General features: G+C 65.3%; 22 protein-coding genes. 12 read left to right on the top strand and 10 right to left on the bottom strand.

Annotated elements, in window-relative coordinates:
- Positions 1–48: 48 nt before the first annotated feature.
- The 4 genes from fabF to ACM6UT_RS03595 form a co-directional block, all read right to left on the bottom strand.
- Positions 49–1,317: a beta-ketoacyl-ACP synthase II gene (gene fabF, locus ACM6UT_RS03610; protein WP_416796011.1), complete on the bottom strand. Its 1,269-nt coding sequence runs from the start codon at positions 1,315–1,317 to the stop codon at positions 49–51.
- A 96-nt stretch (positions 1,318–1,413) separates the two neighbouring features.
- Entirely contained in the window at positions 1,414–1,830 is a 417-nt protein-coding gene (locus ACM6UT_RS03605) for a MarR family winged helix-turn-helix transcriptional regulator (protein ID WP_416796010.1), read from the bottom strand.
- Positions 1,831–1,891: 61 nt separating this feature from the next.
- Entirely contained in the window at positions 1,892–3,259 is a 1,368-nt protein-coding gene (locus ACM6UT_RS03600) for an MATE family efflux transporter (RefSeq protein ID WP_416796009.1), read from the bottom strand.
- An 87-nt stretch (positions 3,260–3,346) separates the two neighbouring features.
- Positions 3,347–3,787, bottom strand: coding sequence for a glyoxalase superfamily protein (locus ACM6UT_RS03595; protein ID WP_416796008.1), 441 nt, complete (start codon positions 3,785–3,787; stop codon positions 3,347–3,349).
- A gap of 290 nt (positions 3,788–4,077) precedes the next feature.
- On the opposite strand from ACM6UT_RS03595, the gene ACM6UT_RS03590 reads away from it, so the two are divergent.
- A complete protein-coding gene (locus ACM6UT_RS03590; protein WP_416796007.1) occupies positions 4,078–4,425 on the top strand; it encodes a hypothetical protein in 348 nt (115 codons plus the stop codon).
- Between the two features lie 75 nt (positions 4,426–4,500).
- Here ACM6UT_RS03590 and ACM6UT_RS03585 read toward each other — a convergent pair whose 3' ends face one another.
- Positions 4,501–4,953: a host attachment protein gene (locus tag ACM6UT_RS03585; RefSeq protein ID WP_416796006.1), complete on the bottom strand. Its 453-nt coding sequence runs from the start codon at positions 4,951–4,953 to the stop codon at positions 4,501–4,503.
- A 331-nt stretch (positions 4,954–5,284) separates the two neighbouring features.
- Between ACM6UT_RS03585 and ACM6UT_RS03580 the strand changes: the two genes are divergently transcribed.
- Both ACM6UT_RS03580 and ACM6UT_RS03575 read left to right on the top strand, forming a co-directional pair.
- Positions 5,285–5,662 (top strand): PilZ domain-containing protein, encoded by a 378-nt coding sequence (locus ACM6UT_RS03580; RefSeq protein ID WP_416796005.1) that lies wholly within the window; start codon positions 5,285–5,287, stop codon positions 5,660–5,662.
- Between the two features lie 85 nt (positions 5,663–5,747).
- On the top strand, positions 5,748–6,857 hold the full coding sequence (locus tag ACM6UT_RS03575) for a pyridoxal phosphate-dependent aminotransferase (protein WP_416796004.1): 1,110 nt from the start codon (positions 5,748–5,750) through the stop codon (positions 6,855–6,857).
- A gap of 164 nt (positions 6,858–7,021) precedes the next feature.
- Here the strand turns inward: ACM6UT_RS03575 and ACM6UT_RS03570 are convergent, their stop codons facing one another.
- Positions 7,022–7,288, bottom strand: coding sequence for an SEL1-like repeat protein (locus tag ACM6UT_RS03570; RefSeq protein WP_416796003.1), 267 nt, complete (start codon positions 7,286–7,288; stop codon positions 7,022–7,024).
- A 549-nt stretch (positions 7,289–7,837) separates the two neighbouring features.
- On the opposite strand from ACM6UT_RS03570, the gene ACM6UT_RS03565 reads away from it, so the two are divergent.
- On the top strand, positions 7,838–8,173 hold the full coding sequence (locus ACM6UT_RS03565) for a DUF2147 domain-containing protein (protein ID WP_416796002.1): 336 nt from the start codon (positions 7,838–7,840) through the stop codon (positions 8,171–8,173).
- A gap of 80 nt (positions 8,174–8,253) precedes the next feature.
- Here the strand turns inward: ACM6UT_RS03565 and ACM6UT_RS03560 are convergent, their stop codons facing one another.
- Entirely contained in the window at positions 8,254–8,946 is a 693-nt protein-coding gene (locus ACM6UT_RS03560; protein WP_416796001.1) for a glutathione S-transferase family protein, read from the bottom strand.
- Between the two features lie 290 nt (positions 8,947–9,236).
- On the opposite strand from ACM6UT_RS03560, the gene ACM6UT_RS03555 reads away from it, so the two are divergent.
- A complete protein-coding gene (locus tag ACM6UT_RS03555; RefSeq protein WP_165351104.1) occupies positions 9,237–9,413 on the top strand; it encodes a hypothetical protein in 177 nt (58 codons plus the stop codon).
- An 84-nt stretch (positions 9,414–9,497) separates the two neighbouring features.
- Positions 9,498–11,000 carry an AMP nucleosidase gene (locus tag ACM6UT_RS03550; RefSeq protein WP_416796000.1) on the top strand — a complete coding sequence of 501 codons (1,503 nt, stop codon included), beginning with the start codon at positions 9,498–9,500 and terminating at the stop codon, positions 10,998–11,000.
- Positions 11,001–11,050: 50 nt separating this feature from the next.
- Here ACM6UT_RS03550 and ACM6UT_RS03545 read toward each other — a convergent pair whose 3' ends face one another.
- Complete coding sequence (locus ACM6UT_RS03545; protein WP_416795999.1) at positions 11,051–12,025, bottom strand: lysylphosphatidylglycerol synthase domain-containing protein; 975 nt, start codon at positions 12,023–12,025, stop codon at positions 11,051–11,053.
- 161 nt (positions 12,026–12,186) lie between these two features.
- Here ACM6UT_RS03545 and ACM6UT_RS03540 point away from each other — a divergent pair, with 161 nt between their 5' ends.
- The 3 genes from ACM6UT_RS03540 to ACM6UT_RS03530 all read left to right on the top strand — a co-directional run bounded on the left by ACM6UT_RS03540 (position 12,187) and on the right by ACM6UT_RS03530 (position 16,314).
- Positions 12,187–13,677, top strand: a complete 1,491-nt coding sequence (locus ACM6UT_RS03540; protein ID WP_416795998.1) for an ArnT family glycosyltransferase — start codon at positions 12,187–12,189, stop codon at positions 13,675–13,677.
- 127 nt (positions 13,678–13,804) lie between these two features.
- Positions 13,805–14,821 (top strand): glycosyltransferase family 2 protein, encoded by a 1,017-nt coding sequence (locus ACM6UT_RS03535; RefSeq protein WP_416795997.1) that lies wholly within the window; start codon positions 13,805–13,807, stop codon positions 14,819–14,821.
- On the top strand, positions 14,818–16,314 hold the full coding sequence (locus ACM6UT_RS03530) for a glycosyltransferase family 39 protein (RefSeq protein WP_416795996.1): 1,497 nt from the start codon (positions 14,818–14,820) through the stop codon (positions 16,312–16,314). The genes ACM6UT_RS03535 and ACM6UT_RS03530 overlap by 4 nt, the downstream gene beginning before the upstream one ends.
- On the opposite strand, the gene ACM6UT_RS03525 is transcribed toward ACM6UT_RS03530, so the two are convergent.
- A complete protein-coding gene (locus tag ACM6UT_RS03525) occupies positions 16,315–16,785 on the bottom strand; it encodes an OsmC family protein (RefSeq protein ID WP_416795995.1) in 471 nt (156 codons plus the stop codon).
- A 206-nt stretch (positions 16,786–16,991) separates the two neighbouring features.
- Here ACM6UT_RS03525 and ACM6UT_RS03520 point away from each other — a divergent pair, with 206 nt between their 5' ends.
- A complete protein-coding gene (locus ACM6UT_RS03520; protein ID WP_416795994.1) occupies positions 16,992–17,567 on the top strand; it encodes a PadR family transcriptional regulator in 576 nt (191 codons plus the stop codon).
- A gap of 159 nt (positions 17,568–17,726) precedes the next feature.
- On the opposite strand, the gene ACM6UT_RS03515 is transcribed toward ACM6UT_RS03520, so the two are convergent.
- Entirely contained in the window at positions 17,727–19,097 is a 1,371-nt protein-coding gene (locus ACM6UT_RS03515; RefSeq protein WP_416795993.1) for an aspartate aminotransferase family protein, read from the bottom strand.
- Positions 19,098–19,306: 209 nt separating this feature from the next.
- Between ACM6UT_RS03515 and ACM6UT_RS03510 the strand changes: the two genes are divergently transcribed.
- Both ACM6UT_RS03510 and ACM6UT_RS03505 read left to right on the top strand, forming a co-directional pair.
- Positions 19,307–20,665, top strand: a complete 1,359-nt coding sequence (locus tag ACM6UT_RS03510) for a glutamine synthetase family protein (RefSeq protein WP_416795992.1) — start codon at positions 19,307–19,309, stop codon at positions 20,663–20,665.
- Positions 20,666–20,824: 159 nt separating this feature from the next.
- On the top strand, positions 20,825–21,487 hold the full coding sequence (locus ACM6UT_RS03505; protein ID WP_416795991.1) for an outer membrane protein: 663 nt from the start codon (positions 20,825–20,827) through the stop codon (positions 21,485–21,487).
- The last annotated feature ends 88 nt before the right edge of the window (positions 21,488–21,575 follow it).

Raw genomic sequence — 21,575 nt, 5'->3', positions numbered from 1 at the left:
TCCATGAGAAGCCGTGCCGGGCGACCGGCGCGGCTTCTTCTTTGAGCGTCACGCGAAGCGGCTGAAGACCAGGGCGGCGTTCACCCCGCCAAAACCGAAGGCGTTCGACAGGACATGGTCGACGCGAACCGGCGACGCCTTGCCGGTCAGCAGATTGAAGCCCTCCGCCTCCGGCGCCGGCTCCTCGATATTCAGGCCGGCCGGCAGCAGCCCGTCGCGGATCGCGAGGACCGAGAAGACGGCCTCGATCGCACCGGCCGCTCCGAGCATGTGTCCCGTCGCCGATTTGGTGGAACTCACCGCGACGCCCCCGCCGCGCGGGCCGAAGACCCTTTCCAGGGCTGCCAGTTCCGCTGCATCGCCGACCGGCGTCGATGTCGCGTGTGCATTGACGTAGCCGATCTTATCCGGCGCAAGCCCTGCCGCGGCGAGCGCCAGTTCCATCGCGCGGGCCGCCTCGCGCCCGTCGGGCCAGCCCGCCGTCACGTGATGGGCGTCGGTGGTGGTGCCGTAGCCGGAGAGCACCGCCAGCGGACGGGCACCCCGCGCCTCGGCATGGCCAAGCCGTTCGATGACGAGCATGGCGGCACCCTCGGAAAGGACGAAGCCGTCGTGACGGGCATCGAAGGGACGGGAGGCGCGATACGGCTCGTCGTTGAAGCCGAAAGAGAGCGCCTTTGCCGCGGTAAAGCCCCCGATCGCGACCGGGTCCACGCAGGCCTCCGTGCCGCCGCAGAGCGCGATGTCGGCCTCGCCGTTGCGGATCAGGCGCATGGCATCGCCGATTGCCTGCGCGGAAGCGGCGCAGGCCGTGACCGGAGCGCCTGACGGACCGTGAAAGCCGAAGCGGATGGAAACCTGCCCGGTCGCGAGATTGGGCAAGAAGGAGGGAACGACGAAGGGCGAGAGGCGCCGCGTGCCGGAGGTGCGGATCAGTTCCGTCGCCGCGGTGATCGCCGGCACGCCGCCGACACCGGTGCCGATGATGGTCGCCGTGCGCATGCCGTCGGCCGGATCTTCCGGATGCCAGCCGGCCTGGTCCAGCGCCTCCTTTGCCGCCGCCATGGCATAGTGGATGAAGAGGTCGCTGCGCCGGAGTTCCCGCGGGTCCATCGCCGCCTCTGGATCGAAGCCCTGCGGGTCGTCCGCGCGGTCCGGCACCAGCCCGGCGATCCGGCATTTCCAGCCTTCGGTGTCAAAGCGCGTATTGGTGCGAATGCCGCTCTCGCCGGCCAGCAACCGGCTCCAGGTGGCATCGACGCCGGCGCCCAAAGGTGAGACGGCACCGAGGCCCGTTATGACGATTGGTTCTTGCATGCGCGATCTCCCGCTTGTGCTGTTCTGCGCTCGTGCATTTACACTGTGCATATACACGATACAAGCAGCAACTTGCCGCGGCAAAGCGAAGACTCATCACGCCAGATGGCGGGCAACCTTGAGGTAGGTGGCGATCTCGTCGGCGGAAAGGCCGGTCAGCAGGCCCGGCTGGGCCTTGCGCCATTCGACGATGAGCTGGTCGAGCAGTGCGTCTCCCGCCTCCGTCAGGGCGCAGAACCTGGCATTGCCGGAGGGACCGGCGAGACGGCGGACAAGGCCCTTACGTTCGAGGAGGTCCAGATTGCGGGTCAGGCTGGTGCGGTCGAGCGAGATGCGCTGCGCCAGCGCGGCCACGGGCTCCTCCGGGTGGGCGCGGATTGCCCCGAGAAGCGAGAACTGCTGCACCGTGACGCCGAAGGGCTTCAGCCTGGCGTCGTAGCGGCGCAGCAGCGCGCGCGCCGCGGAGACCGTATTGAGGACGAGGCAGTCGGCGAGTTCTTCGGGCATTGACATGGGCGAACCTTGTGGTGACGACGCGCGCCGTGTCAATGCCGAATGCCGTGGCCGCCACCGCTCAGGCCGGCAGCAAGCCGTAAGGCAGGCCGCGGCGGCGGCCGTGCGTAATCACCAGCGCCGCCAGTGCCAGCATGCCCGTCTCGGCAAAGAGCGCGACCCGCCAGATCCCCGCCTCGCCGAAGAAAAACGGCAAGAGGAAGGTGAGCGGGATCGAGAGCAGATACGGCCGTGCCAGTCCGAAGAGGGCCGCCCGCCCCGCATCGCCGATCGCCTGGAAATAGGCCCCGAGCATCATCACCGGACCGAACAGGATATAGACGGCGAGCATCCAGGGGATGATCCGGACGAATTCGGCCGCCACCAGCGCGTCGGCGGAAAATGCCCGGCCGATCGGCCCGGCCGCCAGCACGACGAGCACCTCGACGGCAAGGCAGTAGAAGAAGGCCGAAATGACGGCGATCGCCAGACTCCCGGCCACCCGCTTCCGCTCTCCGGCGCCGAAATTGTTGCCGCAGATCGTCTGGAAGGCGAGCCCCAGCCCCATCAGCGGCAGGTAGGCGAAGGAGAGGATGCGGGTCACGATGCCATAGGCGGCCACCGTCTCGACGTAGTGCACCGTCTGCCACTGCGCGAGATTGACGATGATCGCCGCCGAGGCGAGCGAGATGCCGAGAAGCCCGAGACTTGCCGGCGCGCCGAGGGCGAGAATGCCGCGCATCTCCCCGAGGCTCGACCGCCCGCCCTCGATCGCCTCACCGGCCGCGTGACGCCTGCGCCACGTGAGGACGGCGGCGAGACATGCCGCCTGGGCGCTGGCGGAACTCAGCGCCGAGCCCGCTGCTTCCAGCCCGAGCACGGCGATCATCAGCCAGTTGAGGAGAATGTTGAGGAGTGCGGCCGCGACCGTGATGCGGGTCATGATTGCGATCCTGCCCTCGCAGCGCAGCCGGTCGATCTCGACGGCCAGCAACATTGCGACCGGATGAGCGACGACGGCGACCGCCATGAAGGCTTGGGCGAGCCTCGCCACCTCGCCGTCGCCACCGGCCGCCTGAGGGATGAGATCCCGGCCGAGCGTCCAGTAGAAGAGGTTGAGAAGGGCCGTGATCGCGAGTGCCAGCCGGCGAGCGGAGGCGACGACCGATGACGCCCCCGCCCCTTCTCCCGCGCCGAGACGCCGGGCGAGGATGCTCGCCATGCCGGAGGCGACGAGCGACTGCAATGCCAGCATGGCCATCAGTGCGGGAAAGAGCAGCGTCACCGCGGAGAGTGCCGCAGCACCCACATAGGCACCGAGGAACCAGGCATCGACGATCACGTAGAGGCCGTTCAGAAGCATGATGACGACGATCGGCGTCGCCGTGCGCAGGAAGAGCCGGGGAATGCTTCCGGCGAGATAGGGATTTCCGAGAGATTGGGATGTCATGGCGAATCCTGACGACGGGCGCCGGACCGGCAATGAAGCCGTTCCGGACCGCGTCTTCGAACTGGATGGATTGGGAACCGGTCGGCGCTATGCGTCGAGCACGATGTGCGGACGGCCGTTCGAAGTGCGCTGGGGTGAGACCCCTCGCCCGTCGATCGTGCCGCTGACGCGCTGGCGAAACGCCGAGAAGCTGTCGAAGGTCACGATGTCGACCGGTTCGTCGAAATGCAGCGTGATCGCGTGATAATCGCTGTTCGACAGCTTGCGCAGCGCGAGCACCTTGCCGCGGAATCGCTGACCGAGATACTCACCGGTCACGACCGCGCCGACGGTCGCAGGCGGTGTAGGGAGGTTGTCGGTTCTGGCAGCAAGTGCCGACAGCGTGTTCCAGTCGCGCGCGCCGTGGCTTTTCGCGACGAGTTCGAGCGCGGCGCTGTGGGTCAGCGGCGTTCCCGCGGCGGACATCGCCTCGCGCAGCCGGCGGGCCTGGGATTTCAGATCGTCAATGGTCAGATGGGCCATGGTCATGGCAGCCTCCTTCTTCCGTCGCACGCGTATTCTTGAACAGGGGGCTCGCATTGCCCCATGACGCATGCACGTGATGGGCTTTCCATGAACGAGGGAGGACTTCACCAAAGGTTTTCACCCGCGAGCGGCCGGCGCCTCAACCGGCCTTTTTAATGGGGTGCCGGAGCCGGTCTGTCAAGGAGAGTGGCCGCACTGCCGCCGGCAAACGGGAAAAACGAGGATCCGCGTTGAGGAAACGTCAGTAATCTTTCGCTAGATTGAAGCCCTGACGTCAATTCAGGGAGGGTGAAATGCCTCTGAAGATCACACCGGACGCCAAAAGGGATATTCCGCAGGACCAGGTCTACGAGAAATACTCGGTCGACCGGCCCGGCAAGATCGTCTTCGTCGGCCATCACCTGAGCACCAAGAACTCGCTGCGCTGCCTCGTCAGGACGATCTCGCTCTACGGGGCCGAGATCGAACTCAGCCCGCACGTGATACTGCCCAACCACTTCTTTCTCGAAATCCTCGGCATTCACGACGAGATCGGCTGCACCTTCATCCGCCGGGAGGAAGAAAAGGTGACTGTCGGCTTCAACATGCTGATCGATCCGGAGTTCCTGCACCACGTGGTGCGGCTCTCGTTCGAAATCTAGAAAACGCCTCTGCGAGCTTACGCAAACGCCTCCGGCCGCAAGACCGGAGGCGTTTTCTTGTCCGCTCGCCGATGGTTATTTCAGCGATGCGAGATGCTTCTCGATTTCCGGGACGGTCTCCTTCACCAGATCCTTGGCCACCTCGGCGCGGATGACGCCGTCCGGCAGTCCGTCCAGTGCATGGCGAAGGATGCCGAGCGCCCTCGGCGGCGCAACGAGGATGAGCGCCGGGATCTCATGTGCCTCGACCAGTTCGGAGATCTTTGCGGCGATGTCCTTCAGGAAGTCCGCCTCGGCCTGCTCGTGCCAGTCGGTCTCGCCCATGGCGCTGCGTCCGGCTCCCGCCGAGGAGAAGGCACGGCCGGGCTGGTCCGTTCCGAGGTCGCGCGTCGCCTCGACATGCTGCCCCATGTGATCGGCGACCGTCAGGTTGACAAGGTCGGCATCCCCGTCATTGCGCAGGAACAGCGCCTTGCCGCCGTCGCATACCACCACCCAGGCTTTCCGACCAATAACGATCCGGCTCATGTCTGCCTCCTTGGTTGCGGGGCCACGCGCCCCTTTTTGATGATTGTAGGCATGTCGTCCGGCCTGTTCAAGCAAGCGCGAATATACTTGCCCCGGTATCGCCCTCCGCACGCGGCGACAAGGACGTCCGTTCTTTGAAAGGTTAGGCCAGTCGGGGCCTCTCAACATTGATTGCGATCAAATAACAACGCGGTGGTCGGCATCCCCATCCCCGGTTATCCGGCAAAACGCCATTTCGCTAAAAAGCGATGAAATCCGTTGACGGCAAGACAATGGTTTTGCTGCAGCCTCGATAAAAGGCACCGTCTTTCGGGGGTTTTGGGACGTGAGCATGCTGCGCGCGACGCATCTGGCAAAGGTGCAATCGGAAATGTACGAACGACGATGGGAACGCTTCTACGTGAAGCGTCCGGCCCGTATCGTCGCGGTGAACCGAGGCCTTTCCGGCATCACCATGCGTCACTGCGAGATCGTCGACATCTCGCAGGGCGGCGCAGGCATCCACCTCGCGACCACCATCGGCCTGCCGGAACATTATTACCTGCAGGTGCTCGGCATCTCCGAACGCATCGGCTGCGCCGAGGTCTATCGCAACGGCAGCCGGGTCGGCGTCAAGTTCATCATGGCCCTGCCGGAAAACATGCTGCACCGGATCGTGCGTGCCGATTTCATGATCGGCGAAAATCTGGGCAAGGCAAAGCGCGGCTGAACCGAAAGCGGTCAATCCGGCCTTGCGCCGGCCACCGTTGTTCCTATTGTACCGGCATTTCGCAACCTGCCGGGAAATTTGCCGAATGACCGCCTTTTCGCGCTTCACGCCGCTGATCAGCGCCCTACCCTCTACCGTTCCCTTCGTCGGCCCCGAGGCCATCGAGCGCCAGCGCGGGCGGCCGGTGCTCGCCCGCATCGGCGCCAATGAAAGCGGCTTCGGCCCTGCACCTTCGGTGCTTGCAACCATCGCCGCCACATCCGGAGAAATCTGGAAGTACAATGACCCGGAAAACCATGCCCTGAAGGCGGCACTCGCCGCCCATCTCGGCACCGCACCGGCAAACATCGCCGTCGGCGAAGGCGTCGACAGCCTGCTCGGACTGATCGTCCGCCTCGTCATCGAGCCCGGAATGCCGGTCGTCACCTCGCTCGGCGGCTATCCGACCTTCAACTTCCACGTCAACGGTTTCGGCGGCCGGCTGGTCACAGTGCCTTATGTCGACGACCGCGAAGATCTCGACGGCCTGCTGGCCGCGGTGAAGCGGGAGAACGCGCCGCTCGTCTATTTCGCCAATCCCGACAATCCGATGGGAAGCTGGTGGGACGCGGCGAGCATCACCGCCTTTGCCCGTGCGCTGCCGGAGACCACGCTGCTGGTGCTGGACGAAGCCTATTGCGAGACTGCACCCGCGGGCTCGGCGCCGCCGATCGCCGACCTCATCGACCTGCCGAACGTGCTGCGCACCCGCACCTTCTCGAAGGCCTACGGTCTTGCCGGCGCCCGCGTCGGCTATGCGATCGGCACGCCCGGCACCGTTTCTGCCTTCGACAAGATCCGCAATCATTTCGGCATGGCGCGGCTTTCGACCGAGGCGGCGCTCGCAGCCCTTGCCGACCAGACCTACCTTTCCGAGGTGCTCGGCCGCATCTTCGCCGCCCGCGACCGTATCAGCGCGATCGCGCGGGCGAACGGGCTCAAGCCGCTGCCGTCGGCAACGAACTTCGTCGCGATCGACTGCGGCGGCGACGGTATCCGCGCGCGCGCCATCGTCGACGGACTGATGGAGCACGGCGTCTTCATCCGCATGCCGGGTGTCGCGCCGCTCAACCGCTGCATCCGCGTGAGCGCCGGCCTCGCCGCCGATCTCGATCTCTTCGAGGAGAGCCTGCCGAAGGTGCTGAAAACGCTCTGAGCGGCCGAGGCTCTCCCGGAGAAACGTAAAGGGTCGCGCCGGCTTGCCGGTCGCGACCCTTTCGTCATGCGGATTCCGTTTCCGAAACCCTCCCACGTACCCCCGTTTCCCCCAGGGTCGTGTCTCAGGTCCCCCGGCGGATGCCGGGGGAGAATTGCTGCCGCTCAGTGCATCGTCATCCATTCGCGGGCTTCGCGAAGGGCCGTGGCGAGATCGGCCTTGCTCATCGACTGCGCAAGATCGGCCCGCAGTTCGGCGGCGCGGTCGCAACCACGGATCGCCGCGATGTTCAGCCACTTGTGGGCCGAGACGAGGTCGGGAGCGCAACCGCGGCCCGTCGCATACATGAGCCCCATGTCGCAGAGCGCTTCGGGGCGCAGGTCGCCTGCCGCGAAGGTCGTTTCGGATGTCTGCATGTCTGAGCGTGCCATCGGTTTTGTCCCTGTCTTGCCTGTCGTTTCTTTTCTTTCCCTGTTTTCCCCTTGCGGGGCTTTCCGTCCGCCTCCCGGCCGTCTTTTTGCGGCGCTTTGTGGAGGCTTCCGGACCGGCAGTTTCCCTGCTCGTTTGATGGCTCCACTATGCCACGGGGCTTTCAACGGGCGCTTAAAGGCCATGCTTAATTTGCTGAAAACAAAGTACAAATGCTTGGTAAAATTGGGTTTTCGTTAAGCATCGGAGACGCTGGAAATTAAGGAATTCCGCGCACCTTTAACCTTTCGTTCAGATTTCGGCGTCAACCGAACGCTAACCACGAAATCCATTGTTTTCTGCGTCCTTCCCCTGCGAGGCACGGCGTCGACATCGCACCGCCCCCCGAGAATTTGGCCAGGAAGCCCTATTTACCTTTACGTCTGCGTAAGATAATTTTCCATGTCGAGACGGCCCCGGCGTGGGCGATGAAGGGAAGAGCGTCCCCCTGTCTTCGCGAAGGCCGGGCCGTCCGCACCGCCTTGGGGCATCATTTCGGGAGGAAGAGTTACATGCGGAAGATCATACTGGCGATTGCGCTGGCGTTCGGAGCCGTCTCGGCCCAGGCCGCCGAGCCGATCGAAGGCAACTGGAAGACGGCAAGCGGCTCCACGGCGCAGATCGCGCCCTGCGGCGGCGCCTTCTGCGTCACGCTGAAGAGCGGAAAGTTCGCCGGCAAGCAGATCGGCAAGATGAGCGGCAACGGCGGGAGCTACAAGGGCGAGATCACCGATCCGGAAACCGACAAGACCTATTCGGGCTACGGCACGGTCTCCGGCAACGCGCTGAAGATGAAGGGCTGCGTGCTCTCGATCCTCTGCAAGAGCCAGACCTGGTCGCGCCTCTGAGCGCACCCGGCGAGAAGCAAAACGGCCCGGCGGTCTCGCGACCTCCGGGCCTCTTTTTTGTTGTTTTCAGAAGGTGACGGTCAGCGAGCCGTCTGGTTGAACAGCACCTTCTTCGCCTCTTCGTCGGTCGCGACGTTGCGGCGCTTCTCCTGGCCGACGGCAATGCCGCGCTCGACGGCGGGACGGGCCATCATCGTCTCGAACCAGCGCTTCAGGTTCGGGAAGTCGTCGAGGTCCTGGCCCTGGTTCTTGTGCGGCACCACCCAGCCGATGCAGGCCATGTCGGCGATCGAGTATTCGCCGGCGAGAAATTCGCGATCGGCGAGCCGCTTGTTCATCACGCCGTAGAGGCGGTTCACCTCGTTGGTGTAGCGGTTGATGCCGTATTCGATCTTCTCCGGCGCATACTGGCGGAAGTGGTGCGCCTGGCCAGCCATCGGACCCAGACCGCCGACCTGCCAGAACAGCCATTGCTCGACCTCGACGCGAGCGCGCTCGTCGGTCGGGTAGAACTTGCCGTACTTGCGGCCGAGATACTGCAGGATGGCACCGGACTCGAAGACCGAGATCGGCGCGCCGCCCGGGCCGTCCGGATCGATGATCGCCGGCATCCGGTTGTTCGGGGAGATCTTCAGGAAGTCGGGCGCGAACTGCTCGCCCTTGCCGATATCGACATAGCGGACCTCGTAGGGCACGCCGAGTTCCTCGAGCATGATGGAGATCTTCCAGCCGTTGGGTGTCGGCCAGTAATAGAGTTCGATCGGTGCGGCCATGAATGTTTCCTTCAAGAGGGTTTGCCGGATCGGCGCAAAGGGATTTCGGATCGTCTTGCCGGACCAGGCGGCCGGCACGCATCGGGAATGCCCCAACAATTTGGGAAGAACACTGCATCGGTCAAGGCCGATCCGTCCTCTTCCACCTCACGTCCGCGTGACTGCCCGCCTGCCGGGCCGCGGCCCCGACGATGAACGGCCGATGAACCGACATCTCAGCGCGCGTTCAGACGCTGCGTGTCAAAACGGCATCATCGAACAACAACAAAGCCATCCTGAGGGAACCGATCATGTCCGCAACGCTCCTCCAGTCCGCTGCCTCCGGCCTCAGGATCGCGCTCTTCGCCGCTCTTATGCTCGGCCCGCTGACGGCCCTCGGGTTCGCCAAGGCCGAGGGCCCAGTGATCGGCAAGGCCGGCGCCGGCTTCGTCCTCTTCGTCAGCCTGCAGCGGCAGTCGATGAGCTGAGGCGGCGGCAGGGGCCGGCCGCTCGATCCACCGCCGGCGGCCTCACGTCGTTTGCTTGTCAGAAAGTCCACTCTATAATGGCGCATGAACAAGCGAATCTCGACACAGACTCCCATCAATTTCGTCAGTCCCGAGTCCTATGAGCCGCGGGTCTTCACCGAAGCGAAGCCGGCAGTCGACGCGCTGACGGCTCTCTACGAACGCAACACCACCTTCCTGATCGACGCCTTCGGCGGGATCGCCAAGGGCGCACCGATCGCCGGGCGCTACCGCGCCTTCTATCCGCAGGTGGCGATCGAGACGACGAGTTTCGGCCATGCCGATTCTCGCCTCTCCTACGGCCACGTCACCTCGCCGGGGCTCTACACCACCACCGTCACGCAGCCGCACCTCTTCCGCCACTATCTCGAAGAGCAGATCGCGCTTCTCATCCGCAATCACCAGGTGCCGGTCCTCGTCTCGGAATCGTCGACGCCGATCCCGCTGCATTTCGCCTTCGGCGAAGGCGCCCATGTCGAGGCGGCGGCGAGCGGCCTCGCCGATCTCTCGCTTCGCGACGTCTTCGACACGCCGGATCTGACGACCACCGACGACGAAATCGCCAACGGCGAATACGAGCCGCGGCCGGGCGAACCGCATCCGCTGGCGCCCTTCACCGCGCAGCGCATCGACTATTCGCTCGCCCGCCTTTCGCACTACACGGCGACGCGCGCGGCGCACTTCCAGAACTTCGTGCTCTTCACCAACTACCAGTTCTACATCGACGAGTTCTGCGCCTTCGCGCGTAACCTGATGGCGGAAGGCGGCGGCGGTTACACCTGCTTCGTCGAGCCCGGCAATATCGAGACGCGCGCCGGCCAGAGCGAGCCGGACGCCGGACAGGGCACGCCGCGTCTGCCGCAGATGCCGGCCTACCACCTGAAGAAGCCCGGTCATGCCGGCATCACCATGGTGAACATCGGCGTCGGCCCGTCGAATGCCAAGACGATCACCGACCACATCGCCGTGCTGCGCCCGCATGCCTGGCTGATGCTCGGCCATTGCGCCGGCCTCAGGAACAGCCAACGGCTCGGCGACTACGTGCTCGCCCATGCCTATGTCCGCGAGGATCACGTGCTCGACGACGACCTGCCGGTCTGGGTGCCGATCCCGGCGCTCGCCGAAGTACAGGTGGCGCTCGAACAGGCCGTCGAGGAGATCACCGGCTACCAGGGTTTCGAGCTGAAGCGCATCATGCGCACCGGCACCGTCGCCACGATCGACAACCGCAACTGGGAACTCCGCGACCAGCGCGGGCCGGTCAAGCGCCTGTCGCAGTCGCGCGCCATCGCTCTCGACATGGAATCGGCGACGATCGCCGCCAACGGCTTCCGCTTCCGCGTACCCTATGGGACGCTTCTCTGCGTCTCCGACAAGCCGCTGCACGGCGAACTGAAGCTGCCGGGAATGGCGACCGCCTTCTACCGGACGCAGGTCAGCCAGCACCTGCAGATCGGCATCCGGGCGTTGCAGAAGCTCGGCGCCATGCCGCCGGAAAGGCTGCATTCACGCAAGCTCAGAAGTTTCTTCGAAACGGCCTTCCAGTAAGGCGAACGGTCGATCAAACAACCGACCGGCCGGGCAGTCCTTGCCCGGCTTCAACCGCCGCGGCGCAGACGGTCGAGCGTCGAGAGGGCCACGGAAAGCAGCGTGCCGAGAAGCGCCGAGATGATCAGGATCAGGTGCAGGTTGACGCTGGCTCGTCCGAGAATATCCATCGCCGGCCGGGCGGTGGAGGCGCCGAGCGAGACGGCTCCGGCGACGATGCCGGCTGGATAGGTGCCGACACCGGCCGGCGCATGGACGGGCAGCACCGAGGAGAGTTCGCCGCCGAGCGCGCCGCCGAAGGCCGCGGCGATCGGCCCGACGCCCATCAGCCCGAGCACCCAGGCGAGCACCAGAACCTTGACGCCCCAGTTGAGCACCGTCATGCCCCAGGCGCGCACGAGGCCGAGGGTCGAGGCCGGCAAGCCGTCCTCAAGGCCTTGCGTGATGCGGAGCAGCTTGCCGGTCAGCCGGCGCTTTGCAAACGCGAGGACCGGCGCCTTGAGCTGGTAGGCGAGAAGCGGCGACAGGAGGAAGGCGAGCCAGACGGCGCCCGCAAGCGCCCGGTTGCCGGAGGCGGCGACGAGGCCGAGCCCGCCGGCTGCCAGCAGCGCATGAAGATCGAGAAGCCGCATGACGAGCAACGCCGAAGTCCCGTGCAGGAGCGGCACGCCGAATTCCGAGCGCATCAGCAGCGGAAAGCTGGTCTCGCCGCTGCGGAAAGGCAGCATGATGTTCAGGAGATTGTGCACCTGCGCCACGTGAAAGAGCTCGACGAAGCGTCCCTTGGCCTCGGAGGGGAAATAGTCGTAGAGCCTATAGGTCCGGGCGAAATAGGTGGAGACGAGGAGCGCCGAGGCAAGCACCGCCGGGCCGTAGCCGATCTCGTTCCACTGGCCGAGGATCTGCCGCCAGCCCCAGAGATACTGCACGAAGCCGAGATAGAAGAGCACGGCGGCGACCGCGACGATCGTCACGCGGTGACGCGCAAGGGCCGACGGCGCTGCGGCTTTCTCGTCTGTCTGCATCGGCCAGGCACTTCCGGATTGCACTCGAAGACCCGTTCCTATAACAACCGCGTCAGCAAACGCCAGAGTTTTCCGGAGCCTCACACCCGCGCCCGAGCGGCCTCGCGCTGCCGCCGCCCTCAGAACCGCCGCCCGGAAGACGCCATGACAAGGACATCCCGGTGCTCGCAACCCTGAGGCAGCGTCCCAATCTCGTTTTCGCGCTGCTCGCCGTCTATTTTGCCGCCAATCTGGCGCTACGGCTCCTGCTGCCGCGCTCGCTCGATCTCGACGAGGGCGAGCAGCTCTTCCTCGCGCAATGGCTCGCCGCCGGCTACAATTCGCAACCGCCGCTCTACAACTGGCTGCAATACGGGGTCGTCGCGCTCTTCGGCCCGACGCTCTTCTCGCTCGCCCTCCTCAAGAACCTGATGCTTTTCGCATCCTACGTCTTCTTCGGCCTCGCCGCGAAGACGGTCCTGCGCAGCCGCGAGCTTGCGATCGTCGCAGTGCTCGGGCTCCTCACCATCCCGCAGGTAAGTTTCGAAGCGCAGCGGGATCTCAGCCACACCGTCGCTGTCATCTTTTCGACGAGCCTCTTCCTCTATGCCTTCCTGCGCACGCTCACGACCGGCACCTCCCTCTCCTACCTGCTGACCGGCCTCGCCGTCGGCCTCGGCGTGATCTCGAAATACAATTTCGTGCTGCTGCCGGCCGCAGCCGCTCTCGCGGTGCTGCCGGAGCCTGCCTTCCGCCGCCGCCTCTTCGACTGGCGCATCCTTCTCGCGGGCATCGTTGCCGTCATCGTCTTCCTGCCGCACGGGCTCTGGTTCCTCGACCATGTCGGGGATGCGACCGGCCGCACGCTCGGCAAGCTCACTTCGGAGGAAACGTCGGGCCGGGCGGAACAGATCCTGACCGGGCTCGTGTCGCTTGTCTTCGCCTTCATCGGCTTCTCGGCGCTCACCCTCCTTCCCTTCGCGCTCATCTTCCGCAAAGTCCTGAAGGCAATCCTTCGCGCCCGCAGCGAATGGACGCGGCTTTTCGTGCGTATCTTCCTGATCTCCGCAGTCGCGCTCGTGCTGATGGTGTTTTTCGGCGCGACCAACATCAAGGACCGCTGGCTGACGCCGCTTTACCTCGCGCTTCCGCTCTATCTCGCGCTGAAGGCCGAGGCCGCGGGAACCGACGTTTCGGCTGCCCTCCGCCGGTTCCTGCCTGTCGCGCTCGCCGTCATGGTGCTGGTGCCGGCGGTTCTCTTCCTGCGCATCCCGCTGCTCGGGATGATCGGCCGCTACGAAAAGATCAACGTGCCCTATGGCCCGGCGATCGAACGCATGCTTGCCGAGGCGCCCGCCACCCCGGCGCTCGTCGTCACCTCCGACCCGCAGATGGCCGGCAATATCCGCCTGCACCGGCCAGACCTGCCCGTCTTCGTGCCCAGACAAGGCCCCGTCGAGCCCGTCGTCGATGCCACCCGTCCGGTGCTCGTCGTCTGGCGCACGCGCGACGGCCGTTCCGAGCCGCGCCAGCCGGAGGCGCTCGCCTCGTGGATCGCCGGCACGAACTTCACCGTCGCCGAGGCGGGCGAGGTCGCCCTGCCCTATCATTACGGACGGGGGGGCGATCTCTACCACGTTGCCTTCTCCTACCTTGTCCCGAGGGAGCAGTAGCGGCGAAACAGCCGGATTTCATGGAGTTTTTCACCAGGTTGTTGCTTTTCCGCCCTATCTGGATAAGGCATTAGGGACTATCACCCGGCGGGAATTGACCGCGATGAGCAGCCGAGGAGCAGAAGAATTGGACGGCCGTACCGTATCCACCGGCGCCCGTGAGGGCGCAGAGAACGCGCTCGAACTTTCGATCGTCGTACCCCTCTTCAACGAGGAAGAAAGCGTCGGTCCGCTGATCGAGCGCATCTGCACCGCGATGGCGGGCTTCGGCAAGCCCTGGGAACTCGTGCTCGTCGACGACGGCAGTGCGGACGCGACCGTCGCCCGGGCGCGCCAGTCGCTCGACCGCGAGGGGCTCGACCTCAAGATCGTCGAATTGCAGCGCAATTTCGGCCAGACCGCCGCCATGCAGGCCGGCATCGACACCGCCACCGGACGCCTGATCGCCACCATGGACGGCGACCTGCAGAACGATCCGAAGGACATTCCCGGCATGGTCGCGGCACTCGAGGAGCGCAAGCTCGACCTTCTCGTCGGCTGGCGCAAGAACCGCCAGGACGACCTGCTGATGCGCAAGATCCCGTCGTGGATCGCCAACTACCTGATCGGCCGCTTCACCGGCGTGAAGCTGCACGACTACGGCTGCAGCCTCAAGATCTACCGCGGCGCCATCATCAAGCAGGTGCAGCTGATGGGCGAAATGCACCGCTTCATCCCGGCCTGGGTCGCCGGCGTCGTGCCCGGCTCGCGCATCGGCGAAATGCCGGTCACCCACCACGCCCGCCAGTACGGCGTGTCGAAATACGGCATCTCCCGCACCTTCCGGGTGATCCTCGACCTGCTCTCGGTGATGTTCTTCATGCGCTACAAGGCGCGGCCGGGCCATTTCTTCGGGTCGCTCGGCCTCGGCATCGGCGCGGTCTCGAGCCTCATCCTCGCCTATCTCTTCGTCGACAAGTTCATCTTCGGCAATGACATCGGCACCCGGCCGCTGTTTCTGATCGCCGTCATGCTGTTCCTGTCGTCGCTGCAGCTCATCACCACCGGCATTCTCGCGGAGATGCTGGCGCGCGCCTATTATCGCGGCGACGAGACGCCGAACTACATCGTCCGGGAGGTCATCACCCGGGAGAGCGCGGAATGAGGGAAACCGGCGGCAGCCGTGCGCTCGGCGTCATGCTCGCCGCCGTCGCCGGCTATTACCTGCTGGCGGTGCTCCTGCGCGTCGCGTTGCCGCCGTCGCTCGAAGTGGACGAGTCCGAACTCGTCTACATCTCGCAGTTTCTCGCACTCGGCTACGGCCGCCAGCCGCCGCTCTACGACTGGCTGCAACACGGCATGATCTCGGCCTTCGGGCTTTCGATTGCGGTGCTGAGCGTGCTGAAGAACCTGCTGCTCTTCCTCACCGCTCTCTTCTACGGGCTCGCTGCCCGCGAGGTGTTGCGCTCGGGGGCGCTGCAGGCGATCGCCGTCGCCGGCATCCTGACCTTCCCGTCGATCTTCCTGATGTCGCAGCGGGATCTTTCCCACACCGTCGCAGCGATCCTCGCGGCCGGGCTCTTCCTGCACGCCTTCTTCCTGACGCTGAAGAGGCCGAGCCTCGCCACCTATCTCTATGCCGGTGTCGCGGTCGCGATGGGACTGCTGTCCAAATACAATTTCACGCTGCTCCCGCTCGCGGCGATCCTCGCCGTGCTGCCGGAGGCGGACTATCGCCGGCGCATCTTCGACTGGCGGATGGCGCTCGCAATCGTCGTCGCGGCCGTCCTCGTGCTGCCGCACGCCGTCTGGTTCCTGCAGAACCTCGATCTGGCGACCGGCGGCACCGTGCGGGAAATGCGCGAAGCCGAAGCGGGCTCTAGGGTTCTCCGCGCGCTGATCGGCGTTGGCGCTCTCGCCTTCGCCCTGCTTCGCGGCATCGTGCCGCTTCTCCTGCTCTTCGGCTTCGTCTTCCGGGGTGATCTCGGCGCCATCCTGCGCGCATCGAGCCCATGGACGCGGATCGTCGGCCGCATGCTGCTGATCCTCTTTGCGATCCTCGCCGTGGTCGTCGTGGCGCTCGATGCCACCAGCATCCGGGAGAAGTGGCTGGTGCTCTATCTGCTGCCGCTGCCGCTCTATCTTGCGCTGAAGGCAGAGGCCGCAGGCGTCTCGCTCGACGGCCGGCTGAAGACCTTCGCCGTTCCCGTCTTCGCGGTTTCGGTCGCGACCCTCGGCTATCTCTTCCTCGGCCCCATGATCGCTCCGCGGATCGGCCAATACACCCGTTTCAACACGCCGATCGCACCGCTCTACGACGCGGTCGTCGCCGAACGGGGTGCGGCACCCGCCCTCGTGATCGGCGGCGACAAGCAGATCGCCGGGAGTATCAGGCTCAACGCGCCGCAGCTGCCGGTGATGATGCCGAATGCGCCGGTCGCCCTGCCGGCCGACGCGCTTCACAAGCGACCGGCCCTGGTCGTCTGGCGCAGCCCCAAGGGCGACATGGCGCCGGTGCCGCCGGCGCTCGTCGAACTCCTGACGAAGAGCGGGCTGATTGCGAGCGGCGAGGACCTGCATCCGGCTTACCGCGCGATGCCCTACCACTATGCCGCCGGCGGCGACACGTTCGAGTTCGGCTACGCCTGGATCGACTGATCAGGCCTTGACGATCACCGGTTCGCAGCGGACCGGGAAATTCACCGAATTGGCGATGAAGCACTTTTCGTGGGCGTCGTGGTGCAGCGACGCCGCGCGCTCGCGGTCACCCGACGAGATCGTCACCCGCGGCCGCAGCACCACTTCGGTGAAGCGCCCGCTGCCGTCCTCCTCCGTTACCATCTGTCCCTCGGCGTGGTCCTCATAGGCAGTGACGACGACGCCGTTCACCGCGCAGAGATGCAGGTACCAGAGCTTGTGGCAGGCCGAGACCGAGGCGACCAGCAGGTCTTCCGGGTTCCAGCGCTCCGCGTCTCCCCGGAAGGCGGGATCGGCCGAGCCCGGAATGTCCGGCTTGGCGCCGGCGGCAATCACGTGGTCGCGGCTGTAATCCCGGTAGCCGGAGGTGCCGGTGCCGCGATTGCCGATCCAGGTCACCGTCGTGCTGTACTCGTGATGTCTTCCGCTCATCTTCCCGATCCTCTTCCACCTTGACCGCAAGCCGTCGCCGGCCGCGACTCTCTTCGTCGGTGGTGAACCATAAGACAAGCGCGACACGCCTCAAAGACGAGAATGCTGTCCCCGCGCATGGCGAAGAATCTTCGTCGCGGCTCTTGCGACGATCGGCTTACGATATATCTTAGATACAGTTTCAACACATCGAAGGAAACCGGGACATGAGACATTTCCATTGCGGTCGTGAGGAACACGGCAATCCCTTCTTCCAGGCCATGCGCCATGGCGGCTTCTTCGGCGGCCGTCCCGAAGGCGGTCCGCGCGGCCGCGGCGAACGCCGGCGGATGTTCGACGCCGGCGAGCTCCGGCTCGTACTGCTGAAGCTGATCGAGGAACAGCCGCGCCACGGCTACGACCTGATCCGCGAGATCGAGACGCTCTCCGGCGGCGCCTATGCTCCGAGCCCCGGGGTCATCTATCCGACCCTCACCCTGCTGCTCGACATGGGGCTTTCCGAGGAACAGGCGAGCGAAGGCCCGCGCAAGCTGATGGGCATCACCGAGGCCGGCCGCCAGCATCTTGCCGAGCGGGCGGACGAGGTCGAGGTCGCAATGGCACGGCTGACGGCGCTCGCCCGCCTTTCCGAGCGAACCGACGCGGCACCGGTGCGCCGGGCCATGCACAACCTGCGCACGGCGCTGCAGGACCGGCTTGCGCAGGAGGGAGCGACGCGCGAGACGCAGCTCGAGGTCGCCCGCATCCTCGACGAGGCGGCAGGCAAGATCGAGAGACTGTGACGACGAACGGACGTCCATAGATCGCCCCTCAGCCCCCTGCCGAGACCTTCTCGCCGTTCTGACGCGGAGGGAGGATCAGGCTGAGGAGCAACGGGACAAAAGGACAAAGACACGAAAGGCCGGTTCGCACCGGCCTTTCGTATTCTCGGATCCCTGCCCTTATTGTTCCGGGCGGTTGTCCTTGAGCCAGTCGAGGCCCTTGCGCAGCGTCTCGACCGTCTGGTCGACCTCGGAGCGGGAGATAACGAGCGGCGGCGAGGCGAGCATGCGGTCGCCGGTCGCCCGAAGGATCACGCCGTTCGCGACGCACTGGTTGCGCACCAGCGTGCCGATGTCGTCCGGCTTCTCGAAGCGGCGGCGCGTCGCCTTGTCGGCGGTGATCTGCACCGCGCCCATCAGCCCGACATTGACCGCCTCGCCCACCATTTCGTGGTCGGCGAGGCTCCGCCAGGCTTCGGTGAAATAGGGACCGATGTCGTCGCGCACGCGCTCGACCAGCCCCTCTTCCTCGATGATGCGGATGTTTTCGAGCGCCGCGGCGGCGCAGACCGGATGACCGGAATAGGTGTAGCCGTGGTAGAAATCGCCGAGTTCGCCGATCATCACGTCGGCCACGCGGTCGCTGACGATCACCCCGCCGATCGGCAGATAGCCCGAGGAAAGTCCCTTGGCGATCGGTGCCAGATCCGGCTCGTAGCCGTAGTGCTGGTGGCCGAACCAGGAGCCGAGCCGGCCGAAGCCGCAAATCACCTCGTCTGAGACGAGCAGGATGTTGCGCGCCTTGCAGATACGCGAGATTTCCGGCCAGTAGGTTTCCGGCGGGATGATGACACCGCCCGCCCCCTGGATCGGTTCGGCGACGAAGGCGGCGACGTTCTCCTCGCCGAGCTCGTCGATCTTCGCTTCCAGTTCGCGGGCGACCTTCAGGCCGAATTCCTCGGGCGAGAGATCGCCGCCCTCGGCATACCAGTAGGGTTGGCCGATATGATGGATGCCGGGGATCGGCAGGTTGCCCTGCTCGTGCATCCACTGCATGCCACCGAGCGAGGCGCCGGCGACGGTGGAGCCGTGATAGGCGTTCTTCCGCGCAATCACCTGCGTCTTGGTTTCATGGCCGAGCACCTTCCAGTAGACGCGCGCCATGCGGAACCAGGTGTCCGAGGCTTCCGACCCGGAATTGGTGAAGAAGACGCGGTTGAGCGTCGGGCCGGTGTGGCTTGCGATCTTCTGGGCGAGCAGCGTGGTCGGCGGCGTCGTCGTGCCGAAGAAGGTGTTGTAGTAGGGAAGTTCCTGCATCTGGCGATAGGCGGCTTCCGCGATCTCGTTGCGGCCATAGCCGACGTTGACACACCAGAGGCCGGCGAAGGCGTCGAGGTATTTCTTGCCGTTCTGGTCCCAGATGTTGACGCCCTCCGCCCGGTGGATGATGCGCGTGCCGTCCGCATTGAGCTTCTTCATGTCGGAGAAGGGATGCAGATGGTGGGCGGCGTCGATGGCGCCGAGATTGGAATGGGCGACGGGCTTGTTCATGGCGAAAGTCCTGTTTGCAGGCCGCAAGACCGAATACGGGCAGACCCTGCGGCCTGCCCGGCATACGTCTCGCTGCCTTGCCTGATTGAAAGGCGGAACGTTATCGGCTACGAAGATGACCTTACGGAATGCGTTTGGCAAGGGCGTCGATTTGGCCGGCCTCGCGCCCCCCGATCATCCCTTCAGCCGAACCGGCGAGAGCTTTTTTCATGACGAATGTTTCCCAGGCCGCCCTCCACTCCGCAGTCGATCCCTCCGCCCGCATCGAAGTCCTGCTCGTCGGCATGAACGGCGACCTGCGCGGCAAGATGATCCCGCTCGGCGCGGAGGAGAAGGTCTGGAAGAACACCGTCCGCCTGCCCGCCTCCACCCAGTCGCTCGACATCTGGGGCGACGACAACGACGACATCACCGGTCTCTCGCTGACGCTCGGCGATCCCGACGGCATCTGCGTGCCCGACCGCCGCTCTCTGACCTCGATGCCGTGGGGACCAGCCGGTTCGAAGCAGGTGCTCGCCACCATGCACACCCTTGCCGGCGAGCCGCATTTCGTCTGTCCGCGCGCCATCCTCGCGCGGGTGCTGGAGCGCTACGCCGAACGCGGCCTCACCCCGGTGGTGGCGACCGAGCTTGAATTCTACGTGATCGATGACGGCTGGCGTGACAGCGACCGGCCGATGCCGCCGAAGGGTCTCACCTATCGCGGCGAGCCGAACGGCTTCCAACTCTACGACATGAGCGCGACGGCGGCGATGGAAGATTACCTGGCAACGATCCGCCGCTACTGCGACGAGATGGGCCTGCCGGCGGATGCCACGACCGCCGAATTCGGCCCCGGCCAGTTCGAGGTGAACCTGTTGCACCGTCCCGACGCCATGGCGGCCGCCGACGACTGCATCTACCTGAAGCGCGTCGTCGATTTCGCCGCCCGTCGCCACGGCCTCAAGGCCACCTGCATGGCCAAGCCCTACGGCGACCAGGCGGGTTCGGGCCTGCACGTCCATGCTAGCATCATCGACAAAAACGGCAAGAACGTCCTCGACGCGAAGGGCGGCGATCCGGTGCGGCTCAAATCGGTGACGGCCGGCATGCTGAAGACCATGCAGGATGCCCAGCTGATCTTCGCGCCGTTTGCCAATTCCTATCGCCGCTTCCAGCCGGGCTCGTTTGCCCCCGACAAGGTCGACTGGGGCTTCGGCAATCGCGGCACCGCGATCCGCATTCCCGACAAGGACGGTCCCGCTGCGCGCGTCGAGCACCGCGTCGCCGGCGCCGACGCCAACCCGCATCTCCTGCTCGCCGCGATCCTCGGCGGCATGCTGCTCGGGCTGGACGCGGACCTCGATCCGGGCCCGGTCACCACGCCCGACAACGCGCCGGAAAATCCGGATATGCTCACCCACGACTTCCTGACGGCCGTCGACCGCTTCCGCGCCTCCGCCTTCATCGCCGACACCTTCGGCGAGGCCTATCGCAAGCTCTACGGCGACACCAAGCGCAAGGAGGCGATCACTTACCTGCGCACCGTCTCGGACTTCGACTACCGCACCTACCTGCCGCGGATCTGAGCCGAGCAATCACCCTTCCGCGACAAGAACGGACGGTCACGGCACGGGCAGCCGTGTGGCGTTCCGGCACCATGACGGCGAATAGCGTTGGGGGAGGATTGCCCGCCCACGCTCTAAGACATAGAAATAAGAATATAATTCAGTGGGAGGAATCGTTTGATGACCAAGAATTTTGCCTGGGCAGTCCTGTTTGCCGCCATGGCGACGCCGGCCACAGCCGCTGACATGTCGGCATCTCTGGAAGCGCCCGTCGCCAGCGACTGGTCTGGCTTCTACCTCGGCGCACATGCCGGCGGTGGCAAATCGATCGTCGACTGGACCTTCGCCGGCATCGGAACGACCGCGGATCACGAGGGCGACGGCGCCTTCGGCGGTGTACAGGCCGGCTACAACTTCCAGTCCGGCAACTGGGTCTTCGGCGCAGAAGCCGATATTTCCGCCTCTGGCATCAAGGGCGACACGGACTGCCCGAACCCGGTCTACACCTGCTCCAGCGACGCCAAGTGGCTGTCCACGGTTCGCGCCCGCGTCGGCTACAGCTTCGACAACCTGCTGGTCTACGGCACCGGCGGTCTCGGCATCGGGCAGTTCGAGATGAGCACCGACGACGGAGCGGGCGACAACGGCGGCGACAGCCGCACCGAAGCCGGCTGGGTTGCCGGTGCCGGCGTCGAATACGCCATTTCGCCGCGCTGGTCGGTCAAGGCGGAATACATGTATTACGACTTCGGCAGCGCGAGGTACGGGGTTTACCCGACGCAGGATGCGGACATCGACCAGCGCTTCCACACAGGCAAGATCGGCGTGAACTTCAGGTTCTGACAGACGAGACTCGGGTGCGAGACATATGGAGCCGCCTTTCAGGGGCGGCTCTTTTCGTATGTGGTGCCGCGCCCCCGCGTGACGTCAC

This window comes from Ciceribacter azotifigens (assembly GCF_048159625.1).
GTDB lineage: Bacteria > Pseudomonadota > Alphaproteobacteria > Rhizobiales > Rhizobiaceae > Allorhizobium > Allorhizobium azotifigens.
This window is presented reverse-complemented; position numbering and strand designations above follow the sequence as displayed.